Source organism: Flavobacterium sp. GNP010, assembly GCF_056428945.1.
In genome coordinates this window covers 48,139-65,476 of the sequence record NZ_JBWJVK010000016.1, presented here as the reverse complement: position 1 = coordinate 65,476, position 17,338 = coordinate 48,139, and the positions used below count along the sequence as shown (strand labels likewise).

Below are 17,338 nucleotides of genomic sequence, written 5' to 3'. Positions count from 1 at the left end.
GTTATTAATTGTTTAATTCTTTATCTACTCCGTGCATTAATTTTTTTATTATTGGCGAAAGTACTAACAGTAGTACTCCGAAACCAAGTCCTGTGTAAAATAAATATTCAAAAAGGACTAAGTAACTCTGTTTTGCTAAATTCAAATCTGGCGCTGTACCATTTGAAGTATCGACAGAAGCTATATTTGCTAAAATAGAAGCAATAAATTCTGAACTGGCTGTTGCCAAAAACCAAACGCCCATCATAAACCCAACAATTTTTGTTGGAGATAATTTAGTTACTGCAGAAAGCCCTACTGGCGATAAACTCAGCTCTCCACAAGTATGTAAAAAATAGGCTAATATCAACCAAATAGCCGCTACTTTACCAGTACCAGAAAGATTTATTCCCATGACTAACGCTCCAAAACCTAAACCGACTAAAGCTAATGCTAAAGCAAATTTTACGGCTGTATTAGGATTATATTTTCCCAAATTAGGCCATATCCAAGCGAAAACGGGTGCCAACAAAATAATAAATAAGGCATTAAAACTTAAAAACTGTCCAGCAGAAACTTCATAACCAAAAACAGTTCTATCTAAAATTCTATCGGCAAATAAATTCATGGATGTATAGGCTTGTTCAAACAATGCCCAGAATACAATGGTAAAAACAATTAAAATTGTCAAAGCCATCAATTGATGACGTGCTTTACCATCTAAATGTGTAATGGCATAATAAACAATATATACAAAAGAAATCCCACCTGCAATTTTTAAAGCCCAAGAAACAGCGTCGTGATTTTGAACCATTTGCCAAAACAATACTGTAGACAAAACGCTTCCCGCATAAATTAACCATTCATTTTTAAGTCCGAATGATTTTATCTCTAAAAACGAAGCGTTGTTCGATTCTCCTTTCCCCATTAATAATTTCCTTCCGGAAATAAAAGTCAATAATCCAAAAAACATTCCGACTCCAGCTGCACCAAAACCATAACTCCAGCCGTATTTTTCACCAAGCCAAACACAAATTAGCGTAGCCAAAAATGAACCTAAGTTGATTCCCATGTAAAACAATGTAAATCCAGAATCTCTTCTTTTATCTCCTGTTTCGTAGAGCTCGCCTACTAATGACGAGATGTTTGCTTTAAGAAAACCAACACCAACAATTATTAACGACAAAGAAAAGTAGAATATCTGCAAGGCCGTATTGTCTCGTGTGATCTCGCCAGTCATGGATTGTGTGGCGGCATTCCCTTCATAAGCCATTCCTAAATGACCTAATACAAGCATTATACCTCCAAAAACAATTGCTTTTCTAAATCCCAAATACCTATCGGCTATAAAACCTCCTATTACGGGAACAGCGTACACTAAAGCTGCATAACTACCAATTAATAAATTCCCCGAAGTGTCTGAAAACAAATGGTACTTTGTCAGATAAAAAATCAACAATGCTTTCATTCCATAAAAGGAGAAACGTTCCCACATTTCGGTAAAAAACAGTATAAAAAGCGCTTTTGGATGTCCAAAAAATTCTTCCTTATTCAATGCATCGTTCGTCATAAAGCGCTGTTATAAATTTTCTTTAATAAAATTAGTCATTTTTGTATACAATTGAATTCTAGTTTTTCCACCGTAAATACCGTGATTATTGTCTGGATAAATTTGCGAATCAAATTGTTTATTGGCTTGAATCAAGGCTTCCATCATTTGCATGGAGTTTTGAACATGCACATTGTCATCTCCTGAGCCATGTATCAAAAGAAATTTCCCTTTCAATTTGTTCACATGGTTTATTGGTGAATTGTCATCGTAACCGTTTGCATTTTCTTGCGGTGTCTGCATGTAACGCTCGGTGTATACACTATCATAAAAACGCCAGTTGGTAACCGGAGCTACTGCAATTGCCATTTTAAAAACATCACTCCCTTTCAAAAGGCAATTAGAAGACATAAATCCTCCATACGACCAGCCAAATATACCGATTCTAGATTTGTCTACAAATGAGTAATTCCCTATAACTCTAGCAGCATCAATTTGATCCTCTACTTCGTATTTTCCTAACTGTAATTGCGTCACTTTCTTGAAAGCAGCTCCTTTAAAACCAGTTCCGCGACCATCAACACAAGCGACAATATATCCTTGTTGTGATAACATCATAAACCAGTAATCATCCGTACTGTTCCACTCGTTGTTCACTTGTTGTGAACCTGGACCTGAATATTGGTACATGAAAACAGGATATTTTTTAGTAGGATCAAAATCTTTAGGCTTAATCATCCATGCATTCAATTGATTCCCTTTATCTGTTTTTAAAACAAAAAATTCTTTTGAAGGTAAATTATACCCTTTCAACTTTACAGCCAATGCTTCATTATTTTCAATAACCTGAACTTGTTTACCTGCTTTAGCCTCGTTCAAAGTGTAGGTTGTAGGTTGTGACGCACTAGAAAAAGTATTGATATAATATTGAAAATTAGGACTAAATGTCGCAGCATTTGTACCCGTATTTTGAGATAAACGAATTTTACTTTTTCCGTCTAGGCCTATTCTGTAAACATCTCTGTTAATGGAACCATTTTCTACAGACTGATAGAAAACTGTATTAGTCTTTTCATCTAAGCCATAGTAATTTGTAACTTCCCACGCTCCTTTGGTCAGTTGATTTTTTAGTTTTCCGTTTTTATCGTATAAATAAATATGATTGAAACCATCTTTTTCAGAAGTCCAAATAAAACTGTTGTCTTTTAAAAAAGTTAAATTATCAGTTACATCAACGTATGCTTTATCTTTTTCATTTAAAACTACTTTTACAGCACCTGAATTCCCATCGATAAAAACGAGGTCTAAATTATCTTGGTGACGATTCAAAACTTGAGCTGATAACGTATTGGCATCGTTCGTCCATTTTAATCTGGCGATGTAAAAATCATTGTAATTCCCTAGATTTATGTTTGTCACTGCATTCGAACTTACATCATAAACATGCAACGATACTACTGCGTTCTTTTCACCCGCTTTAGGATATTTAAATGTTTGCATTGTAGGATACAAGTCTTTTCCAAACATAGACATCGAAAATTCAGGAACCTGACTTTCATCAAAACGAATGTAGGCTACTTTCTTGCTGTCAGAGCTCCAATCAAATGCTTTTACAAAAGCAAATTCTTCTTCATAAACCCAATCCGTAATACCGTTGATAATACTATTTTTTTGTCCGTCTCTAGTTATTGGAGTCGATGTTCTTGTAGTTACATCATATACAAACAGATTATTTTCTTTGGCATACGCTATTTTTTTTCCATCAGGAGAAAAAGTTGGCTCTTGCACTTGAAAATCGAATAATTTCTTTAATTTTTTACTGGCGATATCGTACAAATAATAATCTGCAGTAAAGGAGTGGCGAAAGATTTGATTGGTGTTGCAAGCAATTAAAATCAATTTTTCGGTAGCATCAAACGTATAACTATCAATCCCCTGTGCCAACTCTTTGTGTGCCTTAGTATCAATTAGTGTTGCTACTTTTTTTAAGGTTGCAAAATCATACAAATCAATCTGCATGCTTCTACTCTGTCTGTCTGCATTTAAGACCGTGTATTGATTTGTATTTATCAAGGACTGTAATTCATCCATACCCTTTGCACGAAATGAACCGTTATACATTTCATCAATTGTGATTTTTTGTTGACCCACAACCGTAAAACATAAGAACAAAAATAAAGTTATAATTTTTTTAGAATGCATGATAAATATTTAAAGATAAAAACCGTCAATTTTAGTGAAAAAATTACAATTAATGGTCATTTTATATGTTAAATGTAAAAAGTATCATTTACAACAACCTGGAGCTACGATAAATTTGATTGTAAATAAAAGGGCTAAAACCGTATATTTGCAACCAGTTATACCATAATTAATTGAGAATGAACAAGGCTATTAGCGGATTTTCTAAATTATCCAAAGAAGAAAAAATAAAATGGATTGCCAATGAATATTTTTCAACACCTGCGGATGCCGTTGCCTTGCTGAAAAACTATTGGAATTCTGACGAAAAACTACAGCAACTACACGATGAATTCATCGAAAATACTATCACTAATTTCTATATTCCGCTTGGAGTTGCCCCTAATTTTCTCATTAACGGAAAATACAGCACCATTCCCATGGCCATTGAAGAAAGCTCAGTGGTTGCAGCTGCCTCAAAAGCAGCTAAATTTTGGTCTACACGTGGTGGTTTTAAAGCTACCGTCATTAATACCGAAAAAATAGGGCAGGTTCATTTTATCTATAAAGGCGATGTGTCAAAATTGAATTTGTTTTTTGCTCAACACAAAAACAAATTTTTCTCAGAAACCGAATCGATTACCACAAATATGCAAAAACGCGGTGGTGGGATTTTAGACATTATTCTAAAAGACAAAACCGATTTGTTGCCTAATTATTTTCAGCTACATGCCACTTTTGATACCAAAGACAGCATGGGCGCCAATTTCATCAATTCGTGTTTGGAACAATTTTCTAAAACATTAAAAACAGAAGCAAACAATTATACGTTGTTCACAGAAACGGAAAAAGAGATTGAAGTTGTGATGAGTATTCTATCTAATTATGTTCCAAATTGCATCGTAAGAGCAGAAGTATCATGTGCAGTAGCTGACTTGGAAGATAAAAACATTCTACATCCACAAGAATTCGCCGATAAATTTGTGCAAGCCGTTCAAATCGCCGAAGTCGAGCCGTATCGCGCTGTAACACATAATAAAGGAATTATGAATGGTGTAGATGCCGTTGTATTGGCTACGGGTAATGATTTCCGTGCCGTTGAAGCCGGAATACATGCCTACGCCTCTAGGAATGGAAAATACTCGAGTCTTTCTCATGCCAAAATCGAAAATGATACTTTTACTTTTTGGATGGAAATCCCATTAGCATTAGGAACTGTTGGTGGTTTAACCTCGTTGCATCCTTTAGTAAAATTATCTCTAGAAATGCTGGAAAAACCATCTGCCAAAGAATTAATGCAGTTTGTAGCTGTGGCCGGATTAGCACAGAATTTTGCAGCTTTACGCTCTTTGACAACTACTGGAATTCAGGAAGGACATATGAAAATGCATTTGAACAACATTATCAATCAGTTTGAAGCTACTAATGCAGAACGCCTCATGATTCAGAAACATTTCAAGAAAAATCCCGTAACACACAATGCTGTGGTCACTTATATTGAAAGTTTAAGAAAATAATTTTTAGAATAAGCTCAGAGTTCCTAGACTTTAAGGAGTGAAAAAGATACTGAAATAAATTCAGCATACATGAAAAAAAAATTTTATAGCAACGGCAAGCTTTTAATCACGGGAGAATATCTTGTTCTTGATGGCGCCAAGGCTTTTGCATTACCAACAAAAAAAGGTCAAAATCTCATCATTGAAGATGGAAATAACAATGAAATCATCTGGAAAAGTTATGATGCCGATGGCAGTATTTGGTTTGAAGACACCCTTTTATTTGCTACTATTTCTAGCGGAATAACTGATGAAAATGAGTCGGTAAAGGTTACATTGATTACCATTTTGCACGAGGCATACAAACTAAATCCAGATTTTATTTCAAATTCGAACGGTTATAATATCACAACAGAACTTGGGTTTCCTAAAAGCTGGGGACTAGGAACGTCATCTACGTTGATAAACAATATTGCGCAGTGGCTGCAAATTGACGCCTTTACGTTGCTTAAAAACAGTTTTGGCGGTAGCGGTTATGACATCGCCTGCGCGCAAAATGACACTCCTATTGTATACCATTTGGATCAAGGCGTTCCTTCTGTTGAACAAGTTACTTTTAACCCTCCATTTACAAATCATTTATACTTTGTTTACCTAAATAGAAAACAAAGTAGCAAAAATGCTATTGCTGCATACGAAGTGAATAAAAAAAATAGTTTGGCTGAAACCATTAGTAACAATAACGCTTTAACCGCGCAAGTTCTAGAGGCTAACACCATCCAATCCTTTGCGACAGCACTGCAAAAACATGAAATTGCAATGAGCATACTATTAGAAACGGCAACCATCAAAGAATCACTCTTTCCTGATTTTGATGGCATAATTAAAAGTCTTGGTGCTTGGGGTGGCGATTTTGTAATGGCGCTTTCTGCGGACCATCCTGCTGAATATTTTGCTGCCAAAGGATATGAAACTATTGTAGCTTACGAGGATATGATATTGAGCTAGCCTTATCATTATTACCATTAAACCTCTTTTTTTTGGAGCAAGGATCTAAAAAGTTAAAGCAACTCTACAGATACTTAAAACTTGTGTAAGCTATACAAAATTAGTGGCGATACTATTTACAAAACGAACCATACAAAAAATCCCGATACATTTAAATGCATCGGGATTTCTATTTGAATTAATTACCTTCTAAAAAAATTAGTAACTAAAATCTATTCTGTTATCTTCAATTTTAGCGTTAGCTTTCAATGCAGGAATTACTCTGTTTGCATCAGAAGCAGTTTGCGCTTTCAATTTCGTTACATAAGCAGCGTGGCTTTTTAAAACTGGCGCTTTTACAGTACTCACGTTTTTTACAACATAAACACCGCTGTTTCCTTCGATTGGTGCAGATAATTTATTAGCCTGAAGTGCAAATGCGCTCCCCACTACTTTTGCCTCTGGACCAACGTTTGGCAACATTGTATTTTGCATTGTTAAATCTGTAGCTTGCTGAACCGTTCCACCCACTGCTTTAGCAATCACTTCTAGTGATGAACCTGTCATTTTAGCTTTGATCAACTCTGCTTTTTTCTTGTTTTTAAGGATAGACTCCACATAAGGACGAACAACAGTAACTGCCACTAATCCAGAATTGTCAATGCTTTTCAATTTAGCAATTACGTGACCAATATTAGCCACTTCAAATCTTTTTACCGATCCAATTTTTACATCCTTTTCAAAAGCCCATCTTACAATAGTTCTTTGTTTCCCTAATGTTCCGAAGTTCTCATCCATTCCTTTTACAGAAACCGCTGGAGCAACAGTAAGTCCCATTCCTTTTGCTACTTTATTAAAGTCTTTATCTGCAGCATCCATTTCTAACTTAGTTGCTTGCGTAAAAATTTTATCAGAAGTTGCTTCTGAAGCTTCGATTTTTTGAGCTACGGTAGCCAAACGGATTCCGTCTTGCTTGTCAGTGATTTTAATAATATGAAAACCAAAAGCAGTTTCTACTAAACCAACTTTACCAATGCCGTTACTAAATACGAAATCATTAAAAGGTTTCACCATTTGGTTTGGACCAAAACTTCCTAAATCGCCACCTTGTTGTGCAGATGAATCATCAGAATTAGTAAAAGCCAACATCATGAAACTATCTGGATTAGCATTTACTTGTGCCAAAATACTTTCAGCTTTAGCTTTCGCTTCCTCTTTCGTTCTTTTTTCTTTTTGATTTGGAACTTGTGAACCTTCATATCCAATTAAAATATGACTCGCTTTGGCATTAACACCAGATTTCATACCTAAAGATTTAGAAATACAATAGTATTTTCCAAATATATACGGCCCATAAACAGCACCTGCAGGAAGGTTAAACAACTTGTCTGCATCTACTGCAGGTAAATCTTTCTTAGCAATATAAGTTGAATCGTAAGGAACATCTGAATTAGAGTTCACAAAATCAATTGTGTTTGCAGTAGTTCTAAATCCTGGCAACGTATCGTTTTTACCTGTAGCTTGGTTGTAAACTACACTTCCAGACAACAATGAATTTATTTTTGTTTTAACTTCTGTTTCGTCAGCAGGCGAAGCTTTATCTTCGATCAAAACATATTCTACTTCACGAGACTCCTCTGCTTTGTATTTTTTTTCATTTTTCTTCATGAAATCAACAATCTCAGCATCTGTGATTTTTACATCACTGTCCTTAATTGTAGAGTATAAACCTGCTACATATGCAAAGTTCACTTTGTTTGATTCCATTTCGTATTTAAACTTTCCTTCGCTTTCAGTTGTGTATACACCCGCTTTGATCATGGTAGTATACATTTGGTATTTTGCATTCAAGTCGGCATCCTTTTCTCTATCTTTTAAGAATTGAGCTTGAGCAGGGTTTGCCTTGAAATATTCTTTGAATTTTACAACATCAAATACACCTGCAGCATTTAAAAATAATGGATTTCCTCCAATGTTTTGATCCGCTTTCAAAACTTCTAATAAGTGCTTTTCACCTACTCTAAGTCCTAGTTTCTCAAATTCAGTTGTGAGTAAAGCCACAGAAACTTCTTGCTCCCAAACTCTGTTTGCTGCCTCAGTTGAAGTAATACCCTGACCACTTTTTTCTACATTACTTACTTTCACTCTAAAATCTTCAAAAGAAATATCTTTTCCATCAATGCTTCCTACATCTTTTGATGTACTATTGAAACCACCGCTATTAAAAATATCACCTATGATAAAAGCTAATAAACAAAACCCAATAACGAGTATGAGAAGAAGTGAACGTTGTCTAATTTTTTGTAAAACTGCCATTTTTTTGTTGTTAATTTTTATAATCAGTTTGCGAAAATACAATTATCTAATTAATAATTATACTAGTAGCGTTTTATTTTGCAAGAAATTTTATTTTCCTAAAAAAAATCACTCTTGCCGTGTCATTTTTACTAATTCTATTTTCTTATTTGTGGCCTCTTCAATGATAAAATGATAGCTACCAATGGTAATCACCTCTCCTTTTTGAGGAATTTCTTTTGTGAAATCGACTATAAAACCCCCGAGTGTACCATAGGAATCACTTTCTGGAATAGCAAACTTGTAAGTGTTGTTTAAATATTCAACATCAAATCGAGTAGAAAAAATAAAAACCCCATCACCCAAGTCTTTTTCTATTAGCTCTTCATTTGAATCGTGCTCGTCTTCTATTTCCCCAAAAAGCTCCTCTACGATGTCCTCAATAGTTATAATTCCTGAGGTTCCGCCATATTCGTCTATAACTACTGCTACGCTTTTACGTTTCTTAGTTAGCAAATTCATAGCATCCTTTATAAAGATAGTTTCAGGAACAAACTCAACCGAAATTACCACCTCTTTAATATTTCTTGGCTTTTTAAACAAATCAAATGAATGCACATACCCAATAATATCATCTAGCGAATTTTGATACACTACTATTTTTGAATAGCCTGTCTCGATAAACAATTCTTTAAGATTTTCAATAGAATCAAATAAATCTACAGCAATAATCTCAGTACGCGGACTCATTACATCTCTGGCCTTTACACCTGAAAATTCTAATGCGTTTTGAAACATTTGTATTTCAGAGTCTACCATCTCATTATCCTCCACGCTACTCATTTGCTCTGTAATGTAATTCCCTAGCTCGATTTTACTAAAATACAACTGAATTGTATCTCCATCTGTTTTAAAGAATTTGCGTAAGATAAAATCTGAAACCCCAATATAAAAGGCCGCTATCAAATAGAATAACTTGTAAAATACGAATGCTGGGACAGCAAAAATCTTAATCAAAGAATTGGCATAAATTTGAAAAAAAACTTTAGGTAAAAACTCTGCAGTAATTAAAATTACGAATGTCGAAATCACGATTTGCAACAGCAGAATAAACCCATTAGAAAAATGAAATGACAAATCCCCAAACCACAGCAGCACGAGTTTGCCTATAAAAAAACCATAGACCGCTGTAGCCATGGTATTACCAATAAGCATTGTAACGATGAAATTAGTTGGTTTTTCTGTAAGCTTTGTCAGAATTTTTGAAACGAAATTATCTTGTTTTTTTTCAATCTCAAGATAAATTTTATTGGAAGAGACAAAGGCTATCTCCATTCCTGAAAAAAAAGCACTTAGTATTAGACACAATATGATAATACTAATTTCCATTTACTAGGATTTTTTGTTTCGATCCTCAAATTTTTTGGCAAATTTACGTCTAAAGAAAAACATAAAAATAGCCAATCCTGCAATCATGAAACTCAACCAAAAGGTCCCTGAAGGATCACTTAATTTAGTAATTCCGTCGTAAATAAAATACGCTCCAAAAACCAGATAAACGTATTGTGTATATTTTAAGTAGTTCATATTGTTTTGATATTAATCGGCAGATTGTATTTCGCCAGTTATTTTTTGGGAATTTATCACTTTAAAGTCTTTGCTAAAATCGATTCCTTGCCCATTGGAAGTTCCCTTTGGATCTGATAATTTAAATTTTCTTTCTGTAAAAAACCATTCGTTTTTTTGATCAAAATACAATTGCTCCGTCTCTAAGGTTTTCCCATCTTCAGTAGAAATTTTTACTTTTCCTTGCAAATCAATAATGTTGGTTCCTTTGTAGGAAATCGCATAATTGGATTTTATGAATGTTTTCTTTGCCTTTTTATCAAATAAAGTGACGTCAATCCCTTTTGGAAATTCAGTAAAAGGAAAATCAACACTGGTGTAATCTAACATTTTAGAACTAACCAAAATGGCTGTAATTCTGCCTGAGTCGGTATACTTTAAATTTACCATATCTGCATCACTACCAGGAACAAATTCAGAGAAGTTAATTTTTTGAATTTCCTTAAAATTACTTTCGCACCCAAAAAACAGTGTCACGGCAAATACCGTGACAACTAATTTGATATACTTTTTTTGGACTAAAGTCATACGCTATACTTTGCATAGACAACTGGCACTGCTACCAATCCTTGTTGTTAGTTGAATTTTCGTTTTTCAAACCATTTATCGTTAAGTGAGAAACTCACACTTAAATTTGCATAGTTTTCCTGAACAAGAGCTGCTTTTGTAGTCCCTTTTTTCCCTAGTTCGAAACCAAAATTTACATTCGAAAAAGTCCCTGTTATTGGCAATCCTAAACCAAAAGTCATTCCCATATCATTGATAGACTCATTGTTGATCACTAATCCTGTTTTTTCATATTTAAGACCAGCTCTGTAAACAATTCTTTTAGCATAACTCGTAAACGAATTATAATTCGGAATAAAATAACCTCCTAAGCTTACGCTACCGTATTTACCATAGCCCACATTAGCCTGATCGTTATAATTATTTGCCTGACCTGAAGTTTTGCCATAAGCAATTTTCCCTCCTACAAGCCACTTTCGAGCTTCTCCTATTCCTCCACTCAAGGCTATTTTACTTGGCATGGTTAGACTAACTTCTGACTTTACATCATCCAAAGCATCAACAACTCCCAAATCAAAATTCGAATTAAAAACTACTGTAGCAATATTTCGAGTATTTTTAGAATTTAAAGTGCTTTCTAATGAATACGTTAAACTACTAAAAATTGATATTTTTTTATAAACCTTGGTTTGATACATCATTCCAAAATTAAAATTTACTCCTGATAAATCCGCTGAATTCAATTCGCGTGTCCCTACTGGAACTCCGTTAATATATTCAAAGCTTGTACTTTCAATTTTTCCAAAATTATAATTTGCATCCGCACCAACGCTTAACTTACGATTTATTTGATATCCAACGCCCAAAAATGCTTTGTTTAAACCACCAGTACCATTAAAACGTCTGCTGTTTTCTGTATCATTTTCTGCGTCATACTTAATTTTATATCCAACAGAAGAATAAGGAATCAATCCAAAACCAACTCCTAACTTACCCAAAGGCAATCCAACTGCCATATAATCTAGCGTTGTTCTTGTAGCTTTCGCAGATTCTGTTGAGTTCTTTAAAGTTGCTGTCGCATATGTACCACCTAAAGTAAAAGTTGTAAGCTTAAGATTTGCATAACTTGCTGGATTTTGAATATTCATGTGAATACTATCTTGCTCAACAGCAACACCAGCCATAGAACGATTTTCAAGCGTTCCTTTGAACCTTACATCCCCAATCCCATAAAAAGAGTACGGTGATGATGTGCCTTCTTGTGCAAAAGACACTAATGATAAAAGCAAACAAGCGCTTACTAGAATTTTTTTAATCATTTTTGATTTTATATTGAAATGTTTGGTTCAAACTCTCCAGAAGAAAATTTGAATTGGCAAATATGGTATTTTTTAATCGTTTAGCCAAAAAATCTGCATCTCCACCCGTTAAAATTATTATAAAATTTGAATACTTTGCTTCGTACGCCTCTATAAAACCATCGATTTCAAACACAAGACCATTCACTACGCCAGAATGAATGGATTCCGTTGTAGCGTTTCCAATGAAATTTTTTGGACTATCCAAAGACAATAAGGGAAGCTTAGCGGTAAAATTATGCAATGCTTCATAGCGTAGTCGCAGTCCTGGTGAGATAGCGCCACCTAAATAATTATTTTCAATATCAATAAAATCATAAGTAACGCACGTTCCTGCATCGATAACCAATCGATTCATCATTGGGAACTGCAATGTTGCTCCGGCAGCAAGAACCATTCTATCTATGCCTAATGTTGCAGGTGTTGCATAACTATTGTTAAACGGAAAAGGATCGTCATGATTTAAAAAATGAACATTTACCCGATTGTCATACTCCAAAAAAGATTGTTTTTCGACATCACCAACAGACGAAACGACCAAATCTGCTATATTCTCAAAATTTTTTAAAATATTTTCAATTTTTTTTTGCAGTTCAATCTTTGAGAAAATAAAAATTTCAAAAAGGGTATCACCCTCAAAAACAGCGGCTTTAATTCGGGAGTTTCCAACATCAATAACTAAAATCATAACTAAGTTTTTATGGAGGCGAAGGTACGAATTGATTTTTTTTAAAAAATGTTTTGGATAAACTAAAAATGATTCTATATTTGCACCCGCAACAGCGAGGTACCTTAGCTCAGATGGTAGAGCAATGGACTGAAAATCCATGTGTCCCTGGTTCGATCCCTGGAGGTACCACCAAAACCCACTAAGAAATTAGTGGGTTTTTTGTTTTATGTAGTGTACCTGAAAAATTGCAATTTTTATTTATAAAAATTGGCTTCTAAACTAAAATTACTTTACACTTAAATCATTCATTAACTAGCATGAAAGATATATTGTCCCAATTATTAAAGGAGTTTTTTTTCCACAGATTAGAAGGATTAAAAAGATTTTTAAAATTACATAACGAATTAATTTGTGCTAATTTTTGAAATCTGTCGCAAAGAAATTTAGTGCTTTATTAAAGTACGTCATTAAATTTTAGCCATCACTTAAAACACAAGTTTTATTTTAACCATCGATTTATAAAACTTTGCTATACCTAAGGAACATCATTTTATACAGTCCGTAGCTATGAGATCCTCTTCAAATGGTTAAAAAATCAAATAAAAAATAAGCAAAATAAACCAAACAAAAATGGGCAATTATCTGCTTATAAATTGCAAATAATTACCCATTGTCGCACATTCTCAGTATTAGAAATGAAAATGTAGAAGTTTATTATTTTCTAATCAAAGTACTACTGTCAACACGTGATGGCGTATCCTTTCCGTTGATGATTGAAGCCGAACTAATTGCAATAGCTTTTATAATTTCAGTCATGTTTACCATATCTAAAGTTTCTATTTCATCGCTTACTTTATGATAATTAGGTTCGCTATCCATTTTTGAGGTAGAAATCGTGTGTGCTGGAACGCCAAGCTTAGCGAGCGTAGCATTATCTGAACGATAGAACAACTGTTGTTCTGGATAAGGATCTGGATAAAATTTAAACGCTGATCCTTCTAAATTTTTTTGAAGTATTTCTCCCATACTTGATTTTTCAAAACCAGTTATGTAAGCAGAATTTTTACCCCACTTTGATTCCGTTCCTATCATTTCTAGGTTAAACATAGCCACAACCTGCTCTGGATTTAATTGTTTTGAAAAATATTGAGAGCCATAACCTCCTATTTCTTCAGCCACGAATGTGGTAAATAGGATTGTGCGCTCATTATTATTTAGTTTTTTAAAATATTTGGCCAACATGATCACGGCTGTTGTTCCCGCAGCATCATCATTGGCACCATTGTAAATAGAATCAGTTGCATCATGTTGTTCTCCTTCGGCTGGTGACCCAACACCTAAATGATCATAATGCCCAGAAAACACTACATATTCATTTGGCTTACTTTTTCCTGCTATGACACCTACTACATTATTTAATGCTTTTTTTGTGACTACGTTAGTACCTTCAATAGAGAATTGTGTTGCTTCCATTGTTCCAAAAACAAAAACTACCGTATTACCGGCAGGATTAGCACTCATTTGCGGAATGTGCTTTACATTTTGAATTCGGGATTTGAAAGAGGCATCTACTAAAACCAAAAGATTCTTACCGCCTTGATAGTATTCGTAAAATTTTGGACCAAATTTATCTCCAGCATTAATTTTCACAACTTGAACGTCGCTTTTTTCAGTCATAAGGACTTGCGGTTGGTATGAAAAAGAAACTACATCTACTTCATCCATTGTTTTACCATCAATAAGCACTTTGATACTACTATTTTTAGACTCGGTCATGAAAAACTCCTGCTTAAAATTTTTCGCACCGTTAAAGGTTTGTAAGCCTATTTTCTTGAATTCAGATTCAATAAAAGAGGAAGCCTTATCAATACCCGGAGTAAATGCTCTACGGCCTTGCATATCATCTGCCGCGAGTGTTTTCTCAATTTTAGTAACGTCGTTTTTATTAATAATTGTATTGATGGACTGTGCTTGTAACAAGCACGTTGAACAAAGCACAACAGCACTTAAAATGATTTTTTTCATAAAGTATATTTTTTACAATAGATTCAACAGTAAGAGTGTCATATTACAAATGTGTTACAGTAAAACTACTAAAAAGGTTTGGTCTAATTGATAAGTTGGAGCAGAATGATTGCCATTTTCAAGAATAAATCCTCCTGCTGTACGCTCTATCTCTTTGCTACGCTACGAGGATGCCGCTTCCATCAGGGCTAAAAATCACGAACTATTTTCATAATACCGTTTTCACAATCTGAACCTTACGCAAAACGAATCCATTGCAATACATTATTCCCTAAAACAATTAATCCAGTTAAACTACTAAAATACCAGAATCTATCGTGCTGCAATGTCATTAAGTTAAGTGTTTATTTGTCATTCCGACGAACGAGGAATCTCTGTTTTTTGCGCACGTTTGTTGAGATTCCTCCTTCGTCGGAATGACACAATCATAGGGATTATTCCTTAACCTAATGACATTGACCGCGTGCATTCCCCTCGTGCCTCTAAACAATATTAGTTACATGCTTTTTATAAAAATATCTTTTACTTTAAAAATCGTATCAAAACCATAAGAGCGAATTTTTAAACAAATCGATTTCAAGATATACCTACAGTTGAAAGTGAAATATTTGTTTAAAAGGATAAAAATTATCAACCACGTACATTTTTTATAATAAAAATGCATCTTTCACTAAATTAAAACAGATTACTTGGACAATTCATTTTTATATAATTGCTAAATTGCTATATTTATGCAAAATTTATATATATGGAACTTTTAACGTGTCCAAAATGCCAAAATAACCACATTATAAAAAGTGGCATAATCAACAGTAAACAAAGGTACTTATGTAAAAAATGTAACTATTTTTTTACGGTAAATAAAATAGGCAAAAAGATCGATGATTACTATGTAACCAAGGCATTGCAACTATACCTTGAAGGGTTGAGTTTTCGTGAAATTGAGCGAATTATAGGCGTCTCCCACGTCACTGTAGGCAACTGGGTTAAGACCTTCAACATAAAAAAACCATCGCATGCCAACTACCATCCTACTTACAAGATATTAAGTCATTTAGAGCTTATTGAATACCTTAAAAACAAAGAACAATTATCTGGAGCAGGCATGATCATAACCGAACTAGGAGATAAATTTATGCTTATAAAATGGGAGCGATTTAAAGATTAACTATAGCAGTTTACACATAAATATATCTAAATTTTTTTTAACAATAAAATAATAGAATTTGGCACTTTATTAACCAACCATTTACTAACCATTTACTAACCAAATTTTATTTATGAAAAAAATATTTTTTTTGGTGGCAGTACTCTTACTGTCACTCAAAGGATTTTCACAAGGCTCCACTGACTATGGCGCTGGATTGAAATTTAACCTGAACGAAGACGGTTCCAAATTCATGCGAGTAATTGCGTGGAACCAAATCTGGTTTCGTTCTGCACAGATGAATCCCGGAACCATGATTGGAGGGGAGCCAACATCAACTGCAACAGATATTGGTAATCGACGTTTGCGTTTTCTAGCGTATGCTCAAGTATCCAAAAGATACATGATCTTAACCCATTTTGGAATCAACAACCAAACTTTTATTAATGGCGGTGCAGCAGGAACCTCAGGTACTGGTGGCTACGGTGCCGGAAAAAAACCTGGTTTATTTTTTCATGACGCATGGAATGAATATGCAGTTGTATTGCCAGAAAAAGACAAGAAATTTAGTTTTACCCTTGGTGCTGGATTGCACTACTACATGGGATTGTCTAGACTTACGATGGCTTCAACACTAAACTTCTTAACCATAGACGCCCCTATTTTTAACTGGCCATTAATAGAGAACTCCGATCAGTTTGCCAGACAAGTAGGTTTATTCGCTAAAGGAAAATACGGTAAGTTAGAATACAGAATGAGTTATAATAAACCGTATGCTACAAATTTAGTCCCTACTAATGTAACAGCAGCCGATAATGCAGTAGCGGTTGACAATAGTGGCAACACTAAATGGTCTAAAGCAGGTTATTTTGAGTATCAATTTTTAGAACAAGAAGCTAATGTATTGCCTTTTAAAGTAGGCAGCTATTTAGGAACTAAAAAAGTATTCAACATTGGCGCTGGTTTTTACACCGCGCCTGATGCCACAAAAACTTCTGTAAACAGCACTATCAACAAACACGATATCAAACTTTTCTCTGCCGATGTTTTTCTTGATATGCCTATTGGAAAAAAAGAAAATAAAATGGCCGTTACAGCTTACAGTGTACTATATGATTATGATTTTGGTCCTAATTATTTGCGTAATGTTGGGATTATGAATATTGGCTCAGTAGATCCAAATTTCACAGGGAATAGAGCTATAGCGGGGGCTGGAAATGCACAGCCAACGATGGGTTCTGGAAATATTTGGTACACACAAGCGGGTGTTTTATTACCATGTAAAGACGCAAAACCTAAAATTCGTATCCAGCCTTTTGGTGCTGTTACCTATAAAAAATTTGATGCTTTGGAACAATTAAGCACACAGTTTGACGTAGGATCTAACTTTTTCCTAGACGGCCATCATGCAAAAATAACAGCACAATATTCTACTAGACCTGTTTATACAGCTCCAACGACTCGTTCTGGATCATTGGGAGACTTCATAGTACAAATTCAAATCTATCTATAAACCAA

13 protein-coding genes and 1 tRNA gene are annotated in these 17,338 nt (G+C 34.4%); 5 read left to right on the top strand and 9 right to left on the bottom strand.

Features of this window, described 5'->3' with window-relative positions; genetic code table 11:
• Positions 1-4 precede the first annotated feature (4 nt).
• Both AC061C_RS08700 and AC061C_RS08695 read right to left on the bottom strand, forming a co-directional pair.
• The gene (locus AC061C_RS08700) at positions 5-1,549 is read right to left on the bottom strand and encodes a peptide MFS transporter (RefSeq protein WP_478290841.1); all 1,545 of its coding nucleotides are present in this window, start codon (positions 1,547-1,549) and stop codon (positions 5-7) included.
• A 9-nt stretch (positions 1,550-1,558) separates the two neighbouring features.
• Positions 1,559-3,730 (bottom strand): S9 family peptidase, encoded by a 2,172-nt coding sequence (locus AC061C_RS08695; protein ID WP_478290840.1) that lies wholly within the window; start codon positions 3,728-3,730, stop codon positions 1,559-1,561.
• A gap of 179 nt (positions 3,731-3,909) precedes the next feature.
• On the opposite strand from AC061C_RS08695, the gene AC061C_RS08690 reads away from it, so the two are divergent.
• Positions 3,910-5,226: a hydroxymethylglutaryl-CoA reductase, degradative gene (locus tag AC061C_RS08690; protein ID WP_478290839.1), complete on the top strand. Its 1,317-nt coding sequence runs from the start codon at positions 3,910-3,912 to the stop codon at positions 5,224-5,226.
• Positions 5,227-5,295: 69 nt separating this feature from the next.
• Positions 5,296-6,213: a GYDIA family GHMP kinase gene (locus AC061C_RS08685; protein ID WP_478290838.1), complete on the top strand. Its 918-nt coding sequence runs from the start codon at positions 5,296-5,298 to the stop codon at positions 6,211-6,213.
• Positions 6,214-6,411: 198 nt separating this feature from the next.
• Here AC061C_RS08685 and AC061C_RS08680 read toward each other — a convergent pair whose 3' ends face one another.
• The 6 genes from AC061C_RS08680 to AC061C_RS08655 form a co-directional block, all read right to left on the bottom strand.
• Entirely contained in the window at positions 6,412-8,508 is a 2,097-nt protein-coding gene (locus AC061C_RS08680) for a peptidylprolyl isomerase (protein ID WP_478290837.1), read from the bottom strand.
• 108 nt (positions 8,509-8,616) lie between these two features.
• Positions 8,617-9,876 carry a hemolysin family protein gene (locus tag AC061C_RS08675; RefSeq protein ID WP_478290836.1) on the bottom strand — a complete coding sequence of 420 codons (1,260 nt, stop codon included), beginning with the start codon at positions 9,874-9,876 and terminating at the stop codon, positions 8,617-8,619.
• Positions 9,877-9,879: 3 nt separating this feature from the next.
• Positions 9,880-10,074, bottom strand: coding sequence for a hypothetical protein (locus AC061C_RS08670; protein WP_309755206.1), 195 nt, complete (start codon positions 10,072-10,074; stop codon positions 9,880-9,882).
• Positions 10,075-10,086: 12 nt separating this feature from the next.
• Positions 10,087-10,641, bottom strand: coding sequence for an LPS export ABC transporter periplasmic protein LptC (lptC, locus tag AC061C_RS08665; RefSeq protein WP_417968902.1), 555 nt, complete (start codon positions 10,639-10,641; stop codon positions 10,087-10,089).
• A 47-nt stretch (positions 10,642-10,688) separates the two neighbouring features.
• Entirely contained in the window at positions 10,689-11,939 is a 1,251-nt protein-coding gene (gene bamG, locus AC061C_RS08660) for a BamG family beta-barrel-assembly machinery protein (RefSeq protein ID WP_478290835.1), read from the bottom strand.
• Positions 11,932-12,666, bottom strand: coding sequence for a type III pantothenate kinase (locus AC061C_RS08655; protein ID WP_478290834.1), 735 nt, complete (start codon positions 12,664-12,666; stop codon positions 11,932-11,934). The genes bamG and AC061C_RS08655 overlap by 8 nt, the downstream gene beginning before the upstream one ends.
• 98 nt (positions 12,667-12,764) lie before the next feature.
• Between AC061C_RS08655 and AC061C_RS08650 the strand changes: the two genes are divergently transcribed.
• Positions 12,765-12,840: transfer RNA gene (locus AC061C_RS08650), tRNA-Phe, on the top strand.
• Positions 12,841-13,362: 522 nt separating this feature from the next.
• Here the strand turns inward: AC061C_RS08650 and AC061C_RS08645 are convergent.
• A complete protein-coding gene (locus AC061C_RS08645; RefSeq protein ID WP_478290833.1) occupies positions 13,363-14,673 on the bottom strand; it encodes a M28 family peptidase in 1,311 nt (436 codons plus the stop codon).
• A gap of 748 nt (positions 14,674-15,421) precedes the next feature.
• Between AC061C_RS08645 and AC061C_RS08640 the strand changes: the two genes are divergently transcribed.
• Both AC061C_RS08640 and AC061C_RS08635 read left to right on the top strand, forming a co-directional pair.
• A complete protein-coding gene (locus tag AC061C_RS08640) occupies positions 15,422-15,841 on the top strand; it encodes an IS1/IS1595 family N-terminal zinc-binding domain-containing protein (RefSeq protein ID WP_478290832.1) in 420 nt (139 codons plus the stop codon).
• Between the two features lie 112 nt (positions 15,842-15,953).
• Positions 15,954-17,333 (top strand): porin, encoded by a 1,380-nt coding sequence (locus AC061C_RS08635; RefSeq protein ID WP_478290831.1) that lies wholly within the window; start codon positions 15,954-15,956, stop codon positions 17,331-17,333.
• Positions 17,334-17,338: the final 5 nt, after the last annotated feature.